The organism is Paenibacillus soyae (assembly GCF_024623455.1).
GTDB lineage: Bacteria > Bacillota > Bacilli > Paenibacillales > Paenibacillaceae > Pristimantibacillus > Pristimantibacillus soyae.
In genome coordinates, this window is sequence record NZ_JANIPJ010000003.1 from 1 (window position 1) to 20,688 (window position 20,688).

The 20,688-nt window shown below is 55.2% G+C and carries 18 protein-coding genes; all 18 read right to left on the reverse strand.

Annotated features, from left to right (window positions below):
• Nucleotides 1–296: 296 nt before the first annotated feature.
• Entirely contained in the window at nt 297–434 is a 138-nt protein-coding gene (locus NQZ67_RS05110) for a paeninodin family lasso peptide (protein WP_257443405.1), read from the reverse strand.
• A gap of 123 nt (nt 435–557) precedes the next feature.
• Nucleotides 558–695 (reverse strand): paeninodin family lasso peptide, encoded by a 138-nt coding sequence (locus tag NQZ67_RS05115; RefSeq protein WP_257443406.1) that lies wholly within the window; start codon nt 693–695, stop codon nt 558–560.
• A gap of 30 nt (nt 696–725) precedes the next feature.
• Nucleotides 726–2,648 carry an asparagine synthase-related protein gene (locus NQZ67_RS05120; RefSeq protein WP_257443409.1) on the reverse strand — a complete coding sequence of 641 codons (1,923 nt, stop codon included), beginning with the start codon at nt 2,646–2,648 and terminating at the stop codon, nt 726–728.
• A 166-nt stretch (nt 2,649–2,814) separates the two neighbouring features.
• On the reverse strand, nt 2,815–2,961 hold the full coding sequence (locus tag NQZ67_RS05125; RefSeq protein ID WP_257443411.1) for a paeninodin family lasso peptide: 147 nt from the start codon (nt 2,959–2,961) through the stop codon (nt 2,815–2,817).
• A 23-nt stretch (nt 2,962–2,984) separates the two neighbouring features.
• A complete protein-coding gene (locus tag NQZ67_RS05130; RefSeq protein ID WP_257443413.1) occupies nt 2,985–4,919 on the reverse strand; it encodes an asparagine synthetase B family protein in 1,935 nt (644 codons plus the stop codon).
• Nucleotides 4,920–4,969: 50 nt separating this feature from the next.
• Entirely contained in the window at nt 4,970–6,775 is a 1,806-nt protein-coding gene (locus NQZ67_RS05135; RefSeq protein ID WP_257443415.1) for an ABC transporter ATP-binding protein, read from the reverse strand.
• A gap of 21 nt (nt 6,776–6,796) precedes the next feature.
• Entirely contained in the window at nt 6,797–7,288 is a 492-nt protein-coding gene (locus tag NQZ67_RS05140; protein WP_371825269.1) for a lasso peptide biosynthesis B2 protein, read from the reverse strand.
• Nucleotides 7,288–7,581: a lasso peptide biosynthesis PqqD family chaperone gene (locus tag NQZ67_RS05145; RefSeq protein WP_257443417.1), complete on the reverse strand. Its 294-nt coding sequence runs from the start codon at nt 7,579–7,581 to the stop codon at nt 7,288–7,290. Before NQZ67_RS05145 ends, NQZ67_RS05140 begins: the two co-directional genes overlap by 1 nt.
• Nucleotides 7,578–8,423 carry an ATP-binding cassette domain-containing protein gene (locus NQZ67_RS05150; protein ID WP_257443419.1) on the reverse strand — a complete coding sequence of 282 codons (846 nt, stop codon included), beginning with the start codon at nt 8,421–8,423 and terminating at the stop codon, nt 7,578–7,580. Before NQZ67_RS05150 ends, NQZ67_RS05145 begins: the two co-directional genes overlap by 4 nt.
• 82 nt (nt 8,424–8,505) lie before the next feature.
• A complete protein-coding gene (locus NQZ67_RS05155; protein WP_257443420.1) occupies nt 8,506–9,678 on the reverse strand; it encodes a nucleotidyltransferase domain-containing protein in 1,173 nt (390 codons plus the stop codon).
• 24 nt (nt 9,679–9,702) lie between these two features.
• Nucleotides 9,703–11,043 carry a UDP-glucose dehydrogenase family protein gene (locus NQZ67_RS05160; RefSeq protein ID WP_257443421.1) on the reverse strand — a complete coding sequence of 447 codons (1,341 nt, stop codon included), beginning with the start codon at nt 11,041–11,043 and terminating at the stop codon, nt 9,703–9,705.
• Between the two features lie 14 nt (nt 11,044–11,057).
• Entirely contained in the window at nt 11,058–12,446 is a 1,389-nt protein-coding gene (locus NQZ67_RS05165) for a sugar phosphate nucleotidyltransferase (RefSeq protein ID WP_257443422.1), read from the reverse strand.
• A gap of 213 nt (nt 12,447–12,659) precedes the next feature.
• Nucleotides 12,660–13,607 carry a polysaccharide pyruvyl transferase family protein gene (locus NQZ67_RS05170; RefSeq protein ID WP_257443423.1) on the reverse strand — a complete coding sequence of 316 codons (948 nt, stop codon included), beginning with the start codon at nt 13,605–13,607 and terminating at the stop codon, nt 12,660–12,662.
• 228 nt (nt 13,608–13,835) lie between these two features.
• Nucleotides 13,836–14,423, reverse strand: a complete 588-nt coding sequence (locus NQZ67_RS30295; RefSeq protein WP_306812724.1) for an acyltransferase — start codon at nt 14,421–14,423, stop codon at nt 13,836–13,838.
• Nucleotides 14,408–17,362 carry a chitobiase/beta-hexosaminidase C-terminal domain-containing protein gene (locus tag NQZ67_RS05180; RefSeq protein ID WP_257443424.1) on the reverse strand — a complete coding sequence of 985 codons (2,955 nt, stop codon included), beginning with the start codon at nt 17,360–17,362 and terminating at the stop codon, nt 14,408–14,410. Before NQZ67_RS05180 ends, NQZ67_RS30295 begins: the two co-directional genes overlap by 16 nt.
• Nucleotides 17,363–17,385: 23 nt before the next feature.
• Nucleotides 17,386–18,273 carry a glycosyltransferase gene (locus tag NQZ67_RS05185; RefSeq protein ID WP_257443425.1) on the reverse strand — a complete coding sequence of 296 codons (888 nt, stop codon included), beginning with the start codon at nt 18,271–18,273 and terminating at the stop codon, nt 17,386–17,388.
• On the reverse strand, nt 18,270–19,316 hold the full coding sequence (locus NQZ67_RS05190; RefSeq protein ID WP_257443426.1) for a glycosyltransferase family 4 protein: 1,047 nt from the start codon (nt 19,314–19,316) through the stop codon (nt 18,270–18,272). Before NQZ67_RS05190 ends, NQZ67_RS05185 begins: the two co-directional genes overlap by 4 nt.
• Entirely contained in the window at nt 19,313–20,683 is a 1,371-nt protein-coding gene (locus tag NQZ67_RS05195) for a lipopolysaccharide biosynthesis protein (RefSeq protein ID WP_257443427.1), read from the reverse strand. The genes NQZ67_RS05190 and NQZ67_RS05195 overlap by 4 nt, the downstream gene beginning before the upstream one ends.
• Nucleotides 20,684–20,688 lie beyond the last annotated feature (5 nt).

Sequence of the window (20,688 nt, forward strand, 5' to 3'; positions counted from 1 at the left end):
CTTTACTGGTAGTTAGATTACAAGCGAGAAAAGTCTGTCAAAAAACTTTTTGACAGACCCTTATTCAAGTGCGTCAAAAACGTAGGAGCGACACAGACGCTTGACAGGTTTCGTTCATATCAAGGGCTTATGGTTCCGTAAGAGATTCATAAATGCGGTTTTTAGCGTAAATAAGGCCTGTGAGTTCCATTAGCCGTATAAATCTTTCTGTCGACACAAAAAAAGCGCCGTAAAGGCACAGCCGAAGCTGTGAACCTTTACGGCGCTTTCCGCGGAGCTAAAGGAAACGATGAATTCTAGGAATCGTAAACATCAACGTCTACGAGCTTGCCGTCAACGTAAGTGAAGTCCATTTTCGAAACGCCAAAGCCTGCCATCGTCTCGGATACTTCCAGCACTTCCAGGGACAGCGAAGTCCATTGCTTCTTCTCCATTCGTTCCACCTCCTCTCAAAAGCTTTCTTGTTCCGATTTCTGCCGTGCGAGAAACCGATAGGCTTATCTTGCTGTATAGTTAAGTGCGGCCATCAGTCTCCTCCGGATTGGTGCCGAAGAATACTAGGAGTCATAAACATCAATGTCTACGAGCTTACCGTCAACGTAAGTAAAGTCCAGCTTCGAAACGCCATAGCCTGCCATCGTTTCGGATACTTCCAACACTTCCAGGGACAGAGTCGTCCATTCTTTTTTCTCCATCGTCTTTCACCTCCTTTCAAGTCAGGTTATCTATTGCAATCGTTTGAGAAAACGATAAGCAATCAAGCTTCGCATCAGCAGCTTCAAGTGGGGATCGTCGGCCTGATCCGGACGGAGGGCCGGGCCTACCTTGCTAAGCGATTCCTTCACCTGCTGCACGTTCAAGTAGCGGGAAGCCCGCTCGTCTCCGCACAGCGCGTGAAGCTCTTCCAGGGTGGATGACCACCGGGGGATGGTCCGGTGTACCCAATCCATGCCCTGAACGCCTCGCGTCCGTTGGTTTAATCGCACTTTGTCCGGCAAACGATGTTCGGTTGCCCTTCGGATAAGAGATCGCCCATACCCGTCTTTCACGTATTGCTCAACGGGGATCGACAAGCAGAATTTGATCAGGCGGATATCGCTGGTCGCATCCCGCTCCCATATGCCAAGGCGATACGACGACTTCGCCGATATGGTGCCCTGCATGTTCAACACCGCTTGATTGCCGAAATAATCCTCGCGTTCCGTCAGCATCCGGTACGTGGATTCACGCAGGCCGACGTCGTACGGCGACAGCTTCTCGAATACGCCTGTGCTTCTTGCGAAATCGGGCCCGATCAGGGAAGGCACGCCAGGCTCGAACGGAGCGCCTTTCTCCGGAAACGCCTGCTGCCGGATGGCGCGGACGATTCGTTTCCTGCCGGTACCGAGCTGTCTGCCGTACATGGAAATTTCGCGATATAACTGAAGCAGCTGGAGCCTCTTCAGCAGCAGGCTGTAATAACCGATGGCGGAACCCCAGGATATCGAATAATTTCCCCGGGCGCCCGTGAGCAGGACGCCGATTCCTTGACGCGCCGCTTCTTCATGGATGCCTTTCACCCAGAACGCGTTTTCGAAATTTTTATAAGGCGCTTCCAGCCCGTCCATCCATTCGTCGATCTCGGTAAAAGGACTTACCCCGGGGAAATCCAAATAATGGGCGTTCATGTTTCCGACATGGTCGACGACGGACTGAATGTACGGGCTTTCGTCCGCGAACATGCTTCTTGGCGTCCAGTCGATGAAGTCGCGCTCGGGAATGTAGCTGAAAGCCTGCAGGCTCTTGCCTTCCCCCGCGAGCATGCCCGCCGCGAACGCCGACACCGATCCGGAGTCGAGTCCTCCGCTCAGCGTGACGCCCACCTGCTTGAAGGTGCGCAGTCTGGCGCGGACCGATTCCTGGAAAATCTCCTTGAAGGCTTCCACGTATTCGTCGTCGGAGCCCAAGATCAGACTCCGTTCCGGCAGGAAGGAACCGTACCTTGAAACCGCGAGTTTCCCGTCTTGCAGGGTAAACGAATGTGCCGGCGGCAGCTGGAAGATATCCGCGAAGTAAGTCGTGTGAACATCGACGGCGTCCAGCAGCGTCGGGATCGCCAGAAATTCGGCGAATCGCTCCTCCGCCAGTCGCTTGTCGATACCCGGCAGGGAGAACAGCGGATGGATGACGCTGCAGAACGAAAACCGGTTCCGGCCCTGGTGGTAATACAGCGTCCTGCTGCCCAGCTGATCTCTTGCGCCGTATAGCCGCTTCTTCCTTTCATCCCATATGACGAAGGCGAAGTCTCCGACCAAATAATTCGGCGTCTCCGAACCCCATTTGCGGTAAGCGAGCAGAATGAGCTCGCTATCCGTTAGAAGGTCCCTTCCGCCCTGTCCGATTCCGAGCTGTTCGAACAATTGCCCGCGATTGTCGATGATCGCGTCGGCGGTAATGACCAGCCCGGATTGCTCGTCCCGGAAGGGAAGCCGTTCCCGAACCGATTCCGGCGTTATCCACTGCGACCGGCAGCCGAACAGAGCCGTATCCTCTTCCCATGTCGCGAAAGCATTTCCGGGGAAATGCCGGACGGCTTCCATGAATTCCGCCGTGCCGTCGGATGGTTCCAGAGGTCTATCGAATTGGATCACTCCGGCCATAACGCTCATGTCATCTCACCTCCATTCTAGGATTCTTACATGCCTCTTCTTAGGCCTTTACCCTCTTAACGGTAAAGAAAGCTCTCTTGGACCTTCTTTATCGTTAGGAAGGCCCTTATCAGAGTGATAAGGATAAGGGCTTTCTTTCAATCCGAGAAACGATCGTTACGTAGGCCTAGGACTCCTCCGCATGAGGGTGACCATTGTTGTTGCCTTTGCCATTGCGGTCAGGATAAATTCCGTTTGGTCCGCCCATAGTCGCGCTCACGTCAAGAAGCTCGAGCTTCAGCGGCTGCCATTCCTTCCTTGTTTCCTTTGTCATGTGGTTCACCTCCCTTCAAGGATTCATGATGAGAACTGCCGAACGAACCGGTAAACGATCAAGCTCTGCATTAATAGTCGCGCGTTCGGATCAAAGGCGCATTCGGGTTTGGGAGAGCTCCCCATTCTCGAAAGCGATTCTTTGATTTGGCTCACGTTCAAATAATGCGAAGCCCCGGGATCTCGGCAAAGCTGATGAAGTTCATCCCTAAAGGCGCCCCACGACGGCTTCATGCGATGGATCCAGTCCGCCCCCTGAACGCCACGAACGCGTAGATTAAACCGGACTTTATCGGGCAAATAATGTTCCGTCGACCTTCGAACGAGAGCACGGTCGATCCCGTTCTGGACATACTGTTCCACGGGAACGGATAAACAGAAACGAACGACTCTCGGATCGCTGGTCGGATCCCTTTCGCGGACGGCGTACCGCAGCGATAATTTGGTTGAAGACGTCCCCTGATGGTTGAGAATGGACAAGTTTTCAAACTGGTCGATTCTTGCCTCGAATTCGTCCATCGAAGACTCCGTTAATCCGACGTTATGGTTCTTCAGCTTATCGAACACTTTCGTTCGTTCCGCTAAATCCGGTTGGATGAGCAGCGGAACATCCGGCGAAGGATTCGAGGCCCGGGACGGAACCGGAAAAGCCATTTTTCCGACGATGGGCAGCAACCGGGATCTCCCGATTCTCATGTTTCGGCCATAGAGCTTCAGCTCGCGGTAGAACCGCAGCAGACGCAGCTTTCTTAGTAGCCGGGCGTAGTAATCCAGCGCCGGGCCCCACGAGATCGAGTAGTTCCCGTTCCCTCCGTTCAACAAAACGCCGACTCCGTCCTTGTTCGCTTGCTCGAGAATGCCTTTAATCCAGAAGGAGTTTTCAAAAAACTTATAAGGCGCCTCCATCAAGCCGAGCAGGTCGTCCATCTCCTCGAAGGAGTTTCGACCCGCGAAATCCAAGTGGCTGTGCGAAATATTTCCTACATGCCGAACGATTTCATCGATATAGGGAGTCTCGTCGGCCATCATGCTCTTCGATGTCCAATCCACGAAATCGGAAGGAGGCACGTAGCTGTAGGAATGCAGGCTCTTCCCTTCCTTACGCAACGGAACTGCGGCAAAGCTGGCGACGGCTCCCGAATCGAGTCCCCCGCTTAAGCTTGCGCCTACCCTCCGGTACGTCCGGAGCTTCGAGGTAACGGCTTCCTGAAAGACGGAGCGAAACGCTTCCTCGTATTCGCCGTTCGATTTCAGCTTCAGCTTCCCGACGGGCGCCGCGAGCGTCCCGTATCGCTGCAAGGAAAGCTTCCCATCCTCGACCGTAATCGAATGGCCGGGAGGAACTTGGCCGATGCCGCGATAAACCGTGGAGTGAACGTCGATCGTATCCAGAATGATCGGGATCATGAGAAACTCGGCAAGCCAGGACTCGTTCAGTTCCTTCTTGACGTCCGGAATCGCGAACAAAGGATCCATCACCGTGCAGAAAGCAAATCGTCGCGGATGGCGAACATAATACAGCGTTCGAGTTCCCGACAGATCGCGCGCGCCGAACAGAAGGCGCTGCCGCTCATCCCATAGCATGAAAGCGAAGTCACCGACCAGGTATTGCGGAGCCTCCTTCCCCCACTCCAGGTAAGCCAGCAAAATAAGCTCGCTGTCCGTCATCCCTCTCCGCCGGGAATGCTCGATCCGCAGCCGGTCGAACAATTCCTCCCTGTTATCGATGATCGCGTCCGCGGTAATGGCAAGCTTCTGCCGTTCATCGTAATAAGGCAGCCGCTCTTCCCTCGATTCGGGCGTAATCCATTGCGCGCGACAACCCAGAAAAGCAAACCGGTCTTGCCAAACCCGGACATCATCGGCAGGATACTTTTGCAAGGCTTGCATCAGGCTTTCGATCGTCTCGACGGATACGGGTTCTTCGTTAAAATGAAATACTCCGGTTATCGCGCTCATTCTTTCTCCAATCCTTCTCATGATGTTTGACGGCGAATGGCTTATCGGAACTAACTGTTGATGCCCGTCTGATAGCTCAGCAGCTGCTTGAACTTGCCTTTGGCTTCTTGAGACAGCTGCTTGTAGCCGCCTTGCTGAACGACCTCGCCTTGCTCGATGACAATGACTTGATCCGCGTTCCGGATGGTTGACAAGCGGTGGGCGATGACGATAATCGTCATGCTGCCCTTCAGCCGTTCAAGCGCTTCTTGAATGCGCCTCTCATTCTCGCTGTCCAGCGCGCTGGTCGCTTCGTCCAGCACGAGGATGGACGGACGCTTCAATATCGCTCTCGCGAGCACGATTCGCTGACGCTCTCCGCCGGATAACCGAATGCCCCGATCGCCGATGACCGTATCCAGGCCTTGCGGCAGCATGCGCACGAATTCGTCGGATGCGGAAAATGTAAGCGCGTTCCACAGCTCGGCGTCCCCGGCGCCCGGATCTACCAGCTTCAAGTTATCCCGAATGCTCGCGTGGAAGAGGAAGGGCTCCTGCGCCACGTAGCCGATCGAGCCCCGCAGCGCGAGAAGCTGCTTCTCCTCCCGCAGCGGAACGCCGTCGATCAGAACCTGCCCTCGCTCCGGCCCGATAAGTCCCATGAGCATATCGATCAGCGTGCTTTTCCCCGCGCCGGACGAACCTACGATCGCCGTCATGCGATTCGCCGGGATGTAGACGTTGATATCGCGCAGAGCAAATGCCGGCTCTTTCGGATCGTACCGGTAATGGACTTGCCTGCATTCGATTCCGTCCTGCAAGTGAAACGGCCTGCTCGTATCCGGCGATTCCGACAACGTGAGCTCCTTCTCCTCCTCTACCTCCTGATGCAGCTTGCGCATCACGCGGAAAGCGGGCAGATTGGCCGCGAGCTGCTCGAAATTCGACTGAATGCCGATAAATCTCGGCCATAGCCGCGAGAAGATGAGCACGACCAGGATGAGCTGCTCGGCCGGCGTGCGGAACACTTCCAGAGCCAGATAGACGAACCCGGCAATCAGCGTGATCGACGAGATCCGGTAGATGAACTGGGACAGCGAGTTGACGCGCACCAGTTGGACGACGTTGCTCTCCAGCTGCTTGCTCATGCCGTCGAACCAACCGATATGCGAGCGTTCCAGCCTGTTGCTCTTAATGTCCTTGATGCCGTTAAAATGCTCGTTAATTCCCGCAAAATAGTTTTGCGACAGCTCCGACGTCTGATCGCCGATCCGTCCCGCCTTCTTGACGAACTTGCGCGAGAACAGGGCGAGCATGCCGCCGCTCGCCAGCACGACGGCCGTTAGCAGCGGGGACAGCCAGAAGGCCAGGCCGATTTGAATCACCGTAAAGATAATGGCCGTGACCATCTGCAGGAAGAGTGAGGAGCCATAGCTGACCCGTCCGAGCTCGTTCACCATGACATGATGGAAATCCGACTTGCGCTTGCGGAGGAAGAACTCCCATCTGGCCTGGAGCAGCCCTCGATACGTTTCCGTCCGAAGAGAACGAACATAGGACTGCAGGATACGGGAATTCAGCACCATCTGGCTCCGCTGCAGCAGGGCTTGTCCCCCCACGATTAATACGTATATCGCAAGCACGATCGGCAAGCTAAGCTCGATCGACCAGGAATCGACGACCTCGAACAAAGTCGACACGAGCGGCACTTCATCCATATTCATTTGAAAAACGCCTATTAAGCTAAGCATGGGGACAATCAGATAAATGCCGATTCCGTCCAGGCAGCTGATCACGAATGTCGTGAACATATTAAGGTACAGTCGGAACCCGGAGTCCCGGTGCATTTTTCGTATAAAATAGAACAAATCCCTCATATGGCATACTCCTAATGCAGGTTAACGCTCCACTTGCGACAACCCCGCGGCTTCTCTGTCATTCCCGAACACGGCAACGACGGCAAATCTCTCCAGCTTCTCGTTGCCGGTTACGTAATACGACCCGCTGCGCAGCCAGGCATGCGCGATCATCTTGCCGCCATCGTCTCTGCCGCTGCCCAGATAGAGCGTGCTCGCGATTCCTCTTCGCCGCAGCATCTTCATCGCCGCGACGGCTTTGACCATGCACTGGCTTTCCCACCAGGTGACGCGGCTCATCGCGTGAACGGCCTTGGATACCTTGCGCTGCAGCAGAGCCTCCTCCGTCGTGCTCGCATAGGAGGTCTCCTTCCTTTGCGTGCCAAGCGACGGAGCCACCTTCGCGAACGGAAGCAGCTTAAGCACCCTCGCCCAAGCCAGGTAGAAGTAAGCCTCCGCGTACATAAATTTCAATTCCGCGGGATAAGCCGCGAATCGTTTGGCTTTTCTCGCCGCTCTTCGGAACAAGCTCATTATTCCTTACCGGCTTGGATGAGTCCTTCGGCTTTCAGCTGCTGCAGGAACTGGCGGACTTGCCGCTGGCAGTCCTCGGGTTCGATGACGTATTCGGCCACTAACCGATCCACCACGTCCTGAATGGACGCCGGGGATTCGATCAGCTCCCATACCCGCCCCCCGATCTGGCCCAAGTTGTAATACTTGCCGTTCTCGATGCTCAGCATGACCTTCTCGCCGTTCATTTCGCTTACGAGGTAGCCTTGCGACTGTACAAAAAGCTCGTTAGAAGCCATAGTATCGACGCTCATGAATTCACAACCTCCTTTTTAGTGGTTAAACGTATGATGGAATCCACCAGGTCAAAGGCGGAGAATCCGTCTACCGGACGACGGAGCCGGTACACCGGCAGCTCGGAAGCGAGCCGGGCAATCGATTGGAATTGCCATTGCTGCCTATTCATCAGATGGAGTAGGGAACTCCGGTACGTATGCACGTTCAGCGCATGAAGCCCTTCCAGCTGATTGTAGGCTTGCATGGACAGCTTCGGTTCTTCCGACTTGACAAGCTCGACGACCCCCGCGAGAGGGAGCGCCTCTCTGCAGAACCTAGACCGTATCGGCACCGCGTATTTGTTCACCCTCTGGTAGATCGAGGAATAGCCGCGATCCTGCAAGCCCAGCTGCTCGATGCTTTCCTCCCACAGCTTCTGCTGGGGATAGGACGAATGGACGAGCGGCGCATCGCCGCTTAAGTCGACCGCAATTACGTCATCCGTCATTAACGGATATCCCGCGCGGGCGAACGCCGCGGCTAGAGTCGACTTGCCAGCGCCGGATTCCCCTACGATGGCGTATACCTTCCCGTCAATGACGACGGCGCTCCCGTGCAGCGGCAATATGCCTCTCTGCATGAGCAGCACCCCCATGCAGGTTCCGAGCAGGAACAGCCGAACCTTCGCCTCGTCCGCTGCCGGATAAGGGGTTATCGCGATATGATTCCCGTCCGCGACGCTGTAAACGGCCGTTTCGGGTACATGAAACAGGAATCGGCCGTTATCGACGCCGTAGTTCGCCGTCTCAAACGAATCCCCGACAGGGTCCTGCGGCGGATTCACGTCGATTTCCACGTCGACGCTCTGCATGCCTTTCATTTCCAATCCCTCTGGCAGAACCATTTGACTCCTGATGTTCAAACCAAATAATCGATAATCATTCAGCGTAAACACCCCAATCTCAATTATTTATGATGTGCCTCCAGAACCATAGGAACGGCCGGAGCGGGAAATAGAGAAAGTGTAGCGGTTTGTACAGCGGCAGCTGCGACATGTCTTTCCCGTTAGGCTCTAAGTGATTCAATAGATACCTCGCCCGCTGCCTGCCTGTCATTAGCGATAGACTGTACCGGAAATAGGGCCATACGACGCTTTTCTCCGGAACCGGGTTTAATTTCACGATCCTTTTCAAGAAAAACAAAGACGTTCTTGCCAGTCTGATCGTCTTCTTGTTATTCGTCAGCCCATCCATGGAGGAAGGAAGCTTCGAATGGAGCAGCTGCTCGGAGAGCAGGAACGCCTGCCCGGCGAACGATTGTCCGCCGTGCTTCCTCAAGTAAACGAGCATTTCGTCGACGTTCAAGCGAGGGATCAACCGATCGATATCCACCAGCCAGCGCAACCGGAACCAGGCATGCCTGGCGCCGTGATCGGCCAAATAGTAGAGCAGGTCATCATTTCCTAAGCAATGAAAGGATAAATTCATGATGTCGACGGTATTTCTGCGTTCCCACAGCTGCCCGAACGAATGCGTGCCGCCGCCGGAGTAAGGATTGATCCGCCAATGGACTTCGACTTGAACGGCCTTCTCTTTGTGCCAGAACGAGAGATGATGCGTCTTCTTTTTCCAATTCGGTTTGGCTGTCGGCTTATCCTCAGCAATGTACCCGAGCTGCGCCATCGCTTCCTCCGCGCTTTCCAAATCTTCGATATCGATCAGAATGTCCAAATCCTTGGACGTCCGATGCGCCATATCGCCGTAAAGCTGAACGGCCAGTACAGGCCCCTTCAAGATGAGAGTCCGTATGCCGCCGGCGGATAATCGGCCGCATATCGTGTTCATCTCTCTCGTAAGCTGCATCATTTTCAATACATTGGCGTTGTAATGGTAGCGGAGTGTCTCCATAACATCGGCGGGAATGCAGGATGAACGGATTTGGCTTAGCTTCGAGTAAACGATAGGATAGACGCGATGATGCAGGGCTAATTGGATGAAGGAATCCCACTTCGTCTTCGAAGCGTATTCCCGCATTCGCTGCTCATCCCGTTCCTTAGCCTCGCGCAGAATGAATAACAGAAAGGATAATTCATTCGAAATATCGCTTAAATCAATTTTCTCTGCTTTCTTCGTCATGTAAGAACCCCGCTATCGTTAGAATTACAACTGCATGACCGGAATTTGCTGCTTCACGCCTTGGTTCAGGCTCGGCCGTCCGACGGAATAATACACGAACGCGGTCCCGAGCAAATCTTCTTCTTCGAACACGTTGCGACCGTCGATCAGAATGGCCTGCTTCATGACGGATTGCAGCAGGTTCAAATCGATTTGCGCGAATACGTCCCATTCCGTCAGCAGGCAAAGCGCGTCCGCGTCTTGCGCCGTCTCGAGCGCCTGATTGCACCATACGACGCCTTCCTTGCCGTATAAAGCCTTGAAGTTATCCATCGCGATCGGATCGTAAGCCTTCACCTTCACGCCGTTCTCGACCAAATATTGAATGATCTCCAGCGCCGGCGAATCCCGGACGTCATCGGTATTCGGCTTGAAAGCCAGGCCCCATATCGCGACCGTCTTGCCTCTCAGCTGGCCGCTGAAGATCGTCTCCAGCTTGCGTATCACGTTAAACCGCTGATCCTGGTTCACTTCCACGACCGAACGGAGCAGCTTGAACTCGTAATCGACGTTGCCGGCGATTTGGATCAGGGCTCTCGTATCCTTCGGAAAGCAGGAGCCGCCATAACCGATCCCGGCTTTGAGGAACGACTGCCCGATCCGCTTGTCGTAGCCCATCCCGCCCGCAACCTTCGTCACGTCCGCTCCTACCTTCTCGCAAATGTTCGCGATCTCGTTAATGAACGATATTTTCGTGGCGAGAAAAGCATTGGACGCGTATTTGATCATTTCCGCGCTGCGGATATCCGTCACGACGATTTGCTCCGTCAGGGGCCGATGCAGCCGAACCATCGTGTCAGCCGCGCTGTCGGAATCGGCGCCGATGACGATTCGGTCCGGATTCATCGTATCTTGGATGGCCGAGCCTTCGCGCAGAAATTCCGGCAGCGAGATGCTGTCGAACGGCTCCGAGGTGGTAGAGCGGATCAGCTCCCGGATCCGTTCGTTCGTGCCGACCGGCACCGTGCTCTTGATGGCGATGATTTTGTAGCCGTTCATCGCTTCGGCGATGTCGAGGGCGGCTTGGTTGATATAGGCCATATTCGCCTCGCCGCTTGGCATCGGCGGCGTTCCGACGGCCAGAATGATAATGTCCGATTGCCGCACCGCTTCGGTCAGGTCGGTCGTGAACGCGAGCTTTCCGGCGGAACGGTTCTTGTCCGCCAATTCCTTGAGTCCCGGCTCGTAGATCGGAATCTCGCCGGCCTGCAGCATGTCGATCTTCCCGGCATCTTTGTCGACGCAGATGACCTGATTGCCCAGCTCCGAATAGCAGACGCCCGAGACGAGCCCGACGTAGCCGGTGCCGATAACCGTAATGTTCATTCTCATCACTCCCTTTATTGGATACCCCTCGCCTGCTCCGCGCATATTTGCATGATTTCTTCCCAATCGAACGCAAGCCGGACGATGTCCTCTTCGATAAGCTCCGACCCGGTCTGCACCTCGATGATGTCCATTTCCGTCTCCGCTCGCAGGCTATGCCTTCTCTGCTTCGATATCGTGAGCACGTCTCCGGCCTTTACTGGGAATCGCTTGTCTTCCAGCACCATCTCCCCGTTGCCGGAGACGACCGTCCATACCTCGTCCCGAAGCAGATGATACTGGTAGCTAAGGTTATTGCCCGGTCCGACGCAGAGCCGCTTGGTCAACACTTCCGTACCGTCCGGATATTTCAAATAATCGAGCACCCGGTAACGGCCCCAGCGCCGCTCCTCGTACATCGGACGCTGATCCGAATGCTTCATGACCTCTTTGATCATCGGGCTTGACGCCTTGTCCGAGACGAGAATGCCGTCCGGGCTCGCCGCGACGACGACGTTGGATACGTTAAGCAGCGTGATCGGAATATCCAATTCGTTAATAATATGCGTATTGGACGAATCGTCCGTGATGATCCCCTTGCCGATCATCGGGCTGGCGATTTCCTCCGTCAGCGTATTCCACGTCCCGAGATCCTTCCAATCCCCTTCGTAAGGCAGCGCGACGATCGTGTTCGCTTTCTCGACAACCTCGTAGTCGAAGCTGTTCTTCGGAAGCTTGCCGTACTGCTTCACCATCTCGTCGAATTGGATCGGATGCCCGTGCGACAGCAATATATTGATGATGGTATCCAGCTTGAACGCGAACACCCCGCAGTTCCATAGAGCGGCCTGCTCGATCATCGCCTTTGCTTCCTCTTCGGGCGGCTTCTCCCGGAAGCTGTGCACGTTCATATAGGGTGCGTCAAGCGGCGTCCCGCTTTGCGGAACGATATACCCGTATTTCTCCGAAGGATACGTCGGCTTTACGCCCATTAACGCCAAATCCGCTCCCGACTCGTTCAAGACGCGGTCCAGCTCTTTGGTCTTCAGGAAGAACGATTCCTCGACGTAAGGGTCGACCGGCATGATGACGATCGTCTCGTTCAAGCTGACGCCTTCCACGGAATACAGGTAGGCGGCCGCCAGCGCGATCGCGGGATACGTATCTCTTCTTTCCGGTTCGACGATCACCTCGATCTCGCTGCCAAGCTGGCTGTGGATCATCTCGACCTGCGGCTTGCTCGTCGCGATGTAAGCATGCTCGCGAAGCCCGGCGCTTTCGATCTGCCCCCAAACCCGCTGCACCATCGACTCGAGCTTCCCTTCCGAATTTCTCAGCACCTTCAGGAACTGCTTGGAGCGGGAATCGTTCGACAGCGGCCATAGGCGTTTGCCCGAGCCTCCCGAGAGTAGAACAATCTTCATGGTTACTCCTCCTCTATGGTTCATATGAACTGAAAATTCCAACAAGAGGCTGCTGCGCAAGAGTAATGATCTTCCGATCGCTGTTGTTCGCAGATTACTTGAACGTATGACCGAGGATGTAATCTGCGAACAAAGGCGAGCGCTGACGCTTCTCCAGATTCATTACTCTTGCTCCGCTTCTTTGTTCAGTTGTCTAGTTCATCTTAGTTAGCTTTAGTTCTTCACGATCAACTGGGCAGACTTGATGCCGCTTGTCCAGGTGTTGTAATAGTTGGAGTTCTTGCCGTAAGAGTTGTCCAGCAGCGTGTTCGGCTTATCCATCAGGCAGGACAAGATATGGCCGTGAAGCCTTGACGTCTGCACGCTCCGGTAGCCGCTGAAGCGCTTGACCGCTTTATCCACCAAATAATCGGTGTACTTGCCCCAGATCGCGTGCATCGGCAGCGGGCCGGCGCCGCTCTTGAACATTCGGACCATGAGATGAATCGATTTCTGCTCCATCCTGTTGTACAGGGAGCCCCAGTCTAGATAGTCGCCGCGGCTCGCGGATTCGAGCTGTTCCTGCTCGGCCGTCTTCTCGATATCCGTGCGGAAGAAGCAGAGCAAATCCTTTTGCGGGCTGTCCTTATGACGGATCGGCCATAACTGATGAGCCATGTCTGGCGATAGATACACGTTGCACCGATGGAACTTTTCGGTTGCGGCTTGCAAGGACAACGGATCGCGGACGTAGAGATGAACGTCCTTGTGCCGGTTGAATATTTGCGCCGTCCGGTCGAATTCGGACTCTTTCTTGAAGAAGATCGTCTGCGGAAGAATCACGATCCGATGGTTCGGATAGCCGGCGACGATCTTCTCGCGCAGCTTCTGATGCGTGGGATACAGATCCCCGAAGTTGCCTCCCCCTTGAAGCACGATAATGATATCGTTCGGGATGACAAGCGAATCGGGAAAATCAAGCACGCTGTAACGCGCATGGACGCGAATGTTGTAGTCCCGAAAGAACGCTTCCGTGCCCTTCATGATGAGCATGTCGCCTCCGTTGTTGTACACGGGAATGTCGATATAATAAATGTTGGAGCCAGGCGGAATGACGTCCGTAATTTGGCGAAGCTTGTTTTTCAGCACGTCCATCTGGTGAAGACTCGAAGTGCTCTGCATGATAACTCTCTCCTTTTATTTATCTAAAGAAATGACTTCACAATCGGCTGCTGCGCGGGGAGTGATGATCTTCCGATCGCTGTTGTTCGCAGATTACTTGAATTTATGATCCGAGGATGTAATCTGCGAACAAAGGCGAACGCTGACGCTTCTCCAGATTCATCGCTCTTGCTCCGCTACTTTGTTCGGTTAACTCGTTCAACTTATCTAACAATCCCCATCTTCGGTTTATAGGGTCCACTCGACGTTCCTTTTAATTTCCTTGGCCGGCACGCCAGCCACGAGCGTATAGGGAGCCACGTCCTTCGTGACGACCGAGCCCGCCGCCACGACGGCGCCGTCGCCGATCGTGATGCCCTTCAGAATCGTCGATTTGCAGCCGATCCACACCTTGTTCCCAATGAAGACCGGCTTCGTCGATTCGGTGCCGACAAGCTGATGGTAGTCGGTGTCGATGATCGACACGTCCCAGGAAATCGCGCAATGACTACCGATTTTCACTTGCTCCTTGCACCTGATCTCCGATCTTCGGTTAATGAACGTATGATCGCCGATTTCGATCCTCGCCTTTCCCGATTCCAGATAAAGGCCGATATCTTGATGCAGGATGACGTTTCTCCCGACGATCAATTTGGCGTTTTTGGCTTTGGATACGATGACTCTCCCGCAGACCCGGAGCAGGCTGCCTCCTTGATCCAGCCTCGTCCGGAACATCAAGCCAAGCAGAATGCGGTATCCGTATCTGACATATTCCTTGAGGCTTCTCTTCCTTCCGTCCACGACAACCTTCACCTCACCGATCATTTGTTGCTCCATTCGTACTTGGGCTTCTCCCCCAGCATGACCTTGTAAATGTCGTAGTTGGTCGCCATGACGCCGTCCAAATAGTCCTTGTACGGCCGGTCGACGACATTGACGAGACCCGAGTTGTAGCGTTCGCCCCATTCGCCTTCCCAGTATCTGCCGAGACCGGCCTGATCCACGTAATTGAACACGTGGGCGCCCACCATGTATTCCAAGCTCGCGGCCGCCTCTACGTAATTTCGGTAACGCAACCCCCGCTCGGACTGATTGTCGGCGGAATTCGGCAGGAGCGGCGCGAGGCCTTGCTCCGCCGTGCCGAACCCGAACTCGCTGATCAGAATCGGCTTGCCGCCCGATCTCGCGTGTACGTCTTCCAGAAGGCCGGCATCCAAGTCATAGCTGTAGTTGTTGATGCTGATGACGTCGACGTACTTCCCTTCGACCTCCGCCATAACGGTTCGAAACTTCTCGTTAAGGAACGGCGTCATCAGCCATCGGTCGCCTAGGAGAAGATGATTCGGATCGTATTTGCGGTAGAGCCGCGAGACCGTCCCGTAGAACGTATCCAGGTAGTATCGGTAGAAGGCGTCCATATCGCGCCAAGCCGCCGACGTCTTAAGCGGCAGCTCCGCTTCCTTCAACTCTTCGAAGGATTCGAAGTTCGTCTGCCACTCGCTGTTGAATTTGTAGAGCTCCTGGTACTTGTCCTTCAGCCGTTTGACCAAGCGTCCCTTGATCGCCGCTTCGCTTGCCTTCAGCTTCGGCACGTGGGTATAAAACTTATGGAATTCATATTCGTTGTCGATGAAATACCCGATCAGCATCGGATCGTCCTTATACGGCGCGACGTATTGGGCAAACGACTTCTCGAGCTTGGCGGCCGCGTCAGGAGCGAAAATATCGAACAGCGAGAGCCCGTCTATCTTCGCCCAGCTCATGCTGGATAACGGCAGCATCCGCACGTAAGGCAGATCGTTCTCCGCGCCGTATTTGTCCGGCGAGAAGCCTCCCGCGCTGTTGAATCCCCATTTCTTAATCCGCTCGGCCGCTTCCGAATAAATCGCGTGCTCGGTTGGGACCTTGCCTGTCTTGAGGTACTTGTTGGCCAAGTAGAACGAGAAGTTGGCTTGTCCGTTATAGGCCGTTCGATAATCCTCAAGAATGGACGGTATCGATTCGAACTGCTCCTCCCGGCCTTTGACCATCGCATAGGTTTCGTTCGCCGTCAGCCCGTTCACGCCTAAGCTGAAGAAGAGATTGCCGTCCGGGGTCGTCATCGCCTTGCGGCTTCCCAGCTGCTGGATGGCGAAAAAGCCCGTTTTCCGCAAGCCGTATTTCGTCGCGCTGCCGGCCAGGCCGCCGTACGCATCCCTGTTCGCAGGCGGCTTCAAGCCTCCGTAATATGTGGCGTCCGTAACGGCGTCCGCCTTCAGCTGCTGTTCGCTTGTGACTTTCCCGGGAAAGTCGGCGGATTCGATCTGGCCGAACCGGTCCACCTGGATTTGATCGCTGGCGTTCAGCGTATAGCTGCGGATCGGACTCGGCTCGAGGCCTTCCTTGACCGCGTAGGCTTCCAGCACGTTATAGCCGGCGAGCTCAAGCGGCTCGGTATAACGCCGGAAGGCGGGTTCTTTATTCAGCCGGTAATAAATGCGGGCCCCGCTCGAAGCCGTGGTCAGCACCGCTTGCAGCGAATCGCCGTTTCTGATCGACTGCACCTTTACGGAAGCGGTATTCCGGTTAAGCATGACATCCGAAATCTGAGGCGACCATGCGACCCCTCCGCGCAGCTCGATTCTCAAATACCTCGTGCCCGCCGGCAGCGACGTCGCTTCGTACGTATATTTCTGCCAATTGGATACAGGTTGTCCTACCGCGTAAGCGGCAGCGGCCAGCTCCGTATAATCGCTGCCGTTGCTCGATGCATAGATTCGAAGCTTCTCGATCGCTTTTCCCGCGAAGAAGTAGCTGTTCACCATAAAGGACGTCATATCGTCATTCGTATGGTAGACGATGTGCCCCGGCTTCTCGGTCGTTCGCACGATCCGGCTCGAATCGTTGCCGAAGTAGTAAGAATCTTCATTCTCCATGTAGACGCTCGAGCGGCCGGCAAGCTGCTTGAAATCGTCGAGCGGATCGTACAAGCCCACCGTCTTATCCAGCTTGCCTTCGGGAACGTAATGGTAAGCGGATACCCGGCTTGCCGCCGATTTGCCCGCGGCTGGATGGCTGACGGCGGTCGTCCTTAGCGAGAGCTCGTTCAGCACGGTGATCGGCGAGGCGTAATGCTTGCGCGTCAGGGACGTTCTCGGATCGCTTCCGTCCGTCGTGTAATAGACGGTATCGCCGTTCGATGCCCTCTGCAGCATGATCATGCTGCCGTAAGGGACGGATCCCGAAGGCAGATTAGCGGTTACGCCTATCGGACCGTTCAGCACCACTTTTCCGAGGAAGGGCGAATTCGCGACATCTTTGCCGGTGAATTCGATTTTCAAATAGCGGGCGTCCGTGCCCAGACCATTCAGCTCATACGCGACGTGATTGACTTTGTCCGCATCATGGTAGCTGCGAGGCGTTACCTTCTCGTAATCGCTGCCGTCGGCGGAAACATAGAAATTAGGCTGATCGTACGCCTTGCTGTCCTCCCGATAGTAGGCGTACAAGGTGAAGGTCCTCAGCGGGCCGTCCGTCCGGTAAGTGATGTATTCCTTGGGCGCATAGCTTCGGATCACCCTGGTGGGGTCGTCGAAGCCGTCATGCACTTGCAGGGATAGCGTCTTCGACCGCTTGTAGACGCGACTCCAATCCGCCAGATCGTCAACGACTAATTCCGCGGCAATGGCGCTGTCCGCATGACCGCTTCTCGGGATCAGGGTTAGGAGTAAACATAAGACCGAGATCAAGTAAAAAATAGCGCGACGGTTTCTCTTTATGTTTGCTGCCCGATCCACCGCTTTGCTCCCTTCTCGTTATTCTAGTTATAAGTTCGCAGAACGCCGCTGATTAAGCCGTTATTGTATATAATTTTGCTAATATTGCGAAAAATCCGATGCTTATCGAAGAAGAAGACGACCGTGAGCGCCAGAAACACCGGCACCTTCAGTACGGATTTAACGAAAATGCCCGTTTTCCGCTCCGAGCTCACCGCGCTGCTCACGCCCTGCCAATAGATCCGGCGCAGCAGCCACTTGCGGCTGACTCTGCTTCGGGGTATTTTGTGCCGAACCCAGGCATGAGGGGTGTAATAGACGGTATAGCGGCTGCGGATACGGTCAATGAGCTCGGCTTCTTCGCTCGAGAGCAGGTTGCTTCCCACTCTTCCCAGGTCCTCGCGGAACGGCTTCAGCGTATCGAACACGGATTTGCGGAAAGCGACATTGGCTCCGAACGGGATGGCCGGCTTTTTCATTTCCACGATTTCCTGCGAGTAGTCCAATATGGTATAGAGCGTGCGGTTCTCCGGCAGAAGCCAGGTCGGCTCCGCCCCTTCCCACGCCGGATCGATCTTGCCTCCGACGCAGCCGATCCGGGGATCGGACTCGAACACGGACACAATGCCTTCAATCCAGTTCTTGGAGGCCGCCGCATCGTCGTCAAGGAACAGGATGTAGTCGCCCTTCGCCTCGCGAATCGCGCGATTGCGGGCAACGGACAGGCCCAGCCGCTCCTCGTAGACATACAGGATCGGAATGCTTGTCATCCGCTTGACTTCCTGGACGACCAGCCTGGTATTGTCGGTGGACCGGTTGTCGACCACGATGACCTCGTAATCGCCCGTGAAGCTTTGCTGCAGAAGACTGAACAGCGCTTCCCTCACGTCTTCGGCCCTGTTATGCGTGCATATCGCTACCGTCGCTTTCATACGTTCACCTCGTACCGTTTTGTGCCGGTGTAGACCTTGATCATTTTCCCGGCGATCCCTTGCCAGTCCAGCTCCGCGAGTTTCTTCGAAATATGCTTCTCGGCTTCGCTCATATTCATGTCGATCGACTTCGCAAGCGCCTTGCGCAATCCGTCCGGGTCGTCGGGATCGTACAAGATTCCGCATCCCTCGGCAATGTATTCGCTAAGCGAGCCGAGCCGCGGCGCAACGACCGGCTTGAAATGGGAGAGCGCGAGAATCGCGCTTCCGGAAGTCGTGATCTGGTTATATGGCAGCACCATGACATCGCCGGCCTTCAAGAAATCCACCAGCTCGCGATCGTCCACGAACTGCGGATACACCTTGATTCGGCCGTCGTTGATCGGATCGATGTAATCCAGGCTGTAGCCGTCGTCTACCTTGCCCGCTATAAGCAGGCCGGCCGATTCCAGCTTAAGCGATAGAAAGGCTTCGACCAGCTTCTCGACCCCTTTGTACGCATTGATGCGACCGACGAACAAGAACAGGAACTGCTCCGGCGGGATGCCGAACCGCCCCCGGATATCCGTGCCCGTGCCGACATAGGCATCCACGTAATGGCCGTGCGGCGTAACGATCAGCTTGTCTGCGCTGACCCCGAACGTCTCGGTTACTTCCTGCTTGACCGATTCGCTCAAGACAAAGCCCTTGTTGCAAACGGACAATATAAACTTGCGCATACGGTAATCCCATTTGCTTTTGCCCGTCGAATGCGGCCAGACGTTGTGAACGGTCCAGAACAGCCGCACGCCCCGCGCCTTCAAGAACAGAAGAAGTCCGGCAAAGAACAGCGACTTGATGAGCGTTAACGGAAAACTCGACGCTTGATACGAGTAGCTGGGCCAATGCATATGGACGATGTCTCCCTTGGATGGCTTCAGGGGGTTCCGTTTGTCGTAATGCTCCACCTGCAGGCCGTTGTCCTCGATGGACTTCGTCAGCAGCTCGGAGTATTTGTTATGCGGGCTTGCTTTCGGCCACATGTAGACCGTAGGGTTACTCATCCATTTCCACCTGCTCTTCCAACTCTTTTCATGATCTTGTTCTCTCTTAAACGCCCCATCAGGAAGCGGAAGTCGTCCTTGTCGTACAACATGCCGGCAATCCTCACTTTGAATGCGACCCGCATCGCGGCTATCGTCACGAGCATTCTCACCAGCGCGCCGACTAGCAGCGCCAAGGCGATTCCGTTCAGCCCGTACAGGGGCGTGAAGAGGAAGAATAGTCCGATCGTAATCGCAAGCGCGATGATTTGCCGGATCAGCACGAGGCCGGGACGGCCCAGCGCGTTGAACGAAGCGGCCAGAATCCAGGAGCCGCCGCCGAGTATGCATTCGATCGAAAGCAGATAAAAGGCGGTGCTGGCCTCCAGAAATTCATGGCCGAACAAGAGGCCCATCAGAAACCTGCCGATGAACATGCTCGGCACGACCACGATCGTCATTAGAATAAGAGACAGCCGGAAGGCTCGGCCGACCGTTGACAGGATCTTGTCCTTGTCCATTCCCGTCAGCTTCGGAAAGATGACGTTCGAGATCGCCGTCTGAACCGTGTTGAACACGCGGGACAGCGCGTATACGACGCTGTACAAACCGAGATCCCGAGGCGTGAGCAGCGATAAAATAATGATTTTGTCAAACTGCGTATACAGCGTTCCGAGCAGCTCGACGCCGAACACCCGGCTGCCGTAGCCGAACAGCGAGCCGGCCGCCGCCTTGTCGACCATGCGCCTGAGCCAATCGATCCGGAGCTCGCCCCTCAGCTGGTACAAGGACCAAATGACGACGAGCAGCGTCGTGATCAAGAAGACGAACGAAGCGGCGTGAATGCTCAGTACCCCGACCGCGTAGAGCGCGGCGATTCCCGCCAAATTGAAGAGCGGGACGAACAGCCTTACGCCGTTGTACGTTCGGAAGTTATCCGAGCTTTGCGCCAGAGCCGCCGTCAGATTGACCGCCAGCAGCAGCGGCAACGTCAGCACGGTGTACCACTTCGCGGTCTGAATGACCTCCGCGGAATAGCCGCCCAGCCATACCGGGAGACAGATCCAAGATACGACGCCGATCACGATGCTTACCGCGAGCTGATACAGAAATCCCGCCCTGATGAATTCGGCCCCTCTGCCGGCTTGCTGCTTCATGTTGTAGATGAGGGAAGTGGGAAGACCGAAGCCGACGATTCCGACCAGGAAGGTCGGCCAGAATAGAATCGCCGTAAACTCGCCTTTGCCCTCGACGCCGAACATTCTCGCCGTCACGATGGAGGTGATCGTCGTAATGACCATCACCAAGAAATTGGTGGCGCTCGTTCGCATGATCGTCTGAACGAGGCCGTTCCCGTTTAGCCGTTTTTGGATTGCCAACTGTGCCATAACAA

Bases quoted from the DNA above. Each gene is read 5' to 3' on its own strand.
- NQZ67_RS05110 (WP_257443405.1), bottom strand. From the start codon at position 434: ATGGAGAAGAAGCAATGGACTTCGCTGTCCCTGGAAGTGCTGGAAGTA.
- NQZ67_RS05150 (WP_257443419.1), bottom strand. From the start codon at position 8,423: ATGAAAGGCATGCAGAGCGTCGACGTGGAAATCGACGTGAATCCGCCG.
- NQZ67_RS05185 (WP_257443425.1), bottom strand. From the start codon at position 18,273: ATGAAAGCGACGGTAGCGATATGCACGCATAACAGGGCCGAAGACGTG.
- NQZ67_RS05155 (WP_257443420.1), bottom strand. From the start codon at position 9,678: ATGACGAAGAAAGCAGAGAAAATTGATTTAAGCGATATTTCGAATGAA.
- NQZ67_RS05120 (WP_257443409.1), bottom strand. From the start codon at position 2,648: ATGAGCGTTATGGCCGGAGTGATCCAATTCGATAGACCTCTGGAACCA.
- NQZ67_RS30295 (WP_306812724.1), bottom strand. From the start codon at position 14,423: ATGGAGCAACAAATGATCGGTGAGGTGAAGGTTGTCGTGGACGGAAGG.
- NQZ67_RS05190 (WP_257443426.1), bottom strand. From the start codon at position 19,316: ATGAGTAACCCTACGGTCTACATGTGGCCGAAAGCAAGCCCGCATAAC.
- NQZ67_RS05160 (WP_257443421.1), bottom strand. From the start codon at position 11,043: ATGAACATTACGGTTATCGGCACCGGCTACGTCGGGCTCGTCTCGGGC.
- NQZ67_RS05130 (WP_257443413.1), bottom strand. From the start codon at position 4,919: ATGAGCGCGATAACCGGAGTATTTCATTTTAACGAAGAACCCGTATCC.
- NQZ67_RS05170 (WP_257443423.1), bottom strand. From the start codon at position 13,607: ATGCAGAGCACTTCGAGTCTTCACCAGATGGACGTGCTGAAAAACAAG.
- NQZ67_RS05115 (WP_257443406.1), bottom strand. From the start codon at position 695: ATGGAGAAAAAAGAATGGACGACTCTGTCCCTGGAAGTGTTGGAAGTA.
- NQZ67_RS05195 (WP_257443427.1), bottom strand. From the start codon at position 20,683: ATGGCACAGTTGGCAATCCAAAAACGGCTAAACGGGAACGGCCTCGTT.
- NQZ67_RS05145 (WP_257443417.1), bottom strand. From the start codon at position 7,581: ATGAGCGTCGATACTATGGCTTCTAACGAGCTTTTTGTACAGTCGCAA.
- NQZ67_RS05140 (WP_371825269.1), bottom strand. From the start codon at position 7,288: ATGAGCTTGTTCCGAAGAGCGGCGAGAAAAGCCAAACGATTCGCGGCT.
- NQZ67_RS05135 (WP_257443415.1), bottom strand. From the start codon at position 6,775: ATGAGGGATTTGTTCTATTTTATACGAAAAATGCACCGGGACTCCGGG.
- NQZ67_RS05165 (WP_257443422.1), bottom strand. From the start codon at position 12,446: ATGAAGATTGTTCTACTCTCGGGAGGCTCGGGCAAACGCCTATGGCCG.
- NQZ67_RS05125 (WP_257443411.1), bottom strand. From the start codon at position 2,961: ATGACAAAGGAAACAAGGAAGGAATGGCAGCCGCTGAAGCTCGAGCTT.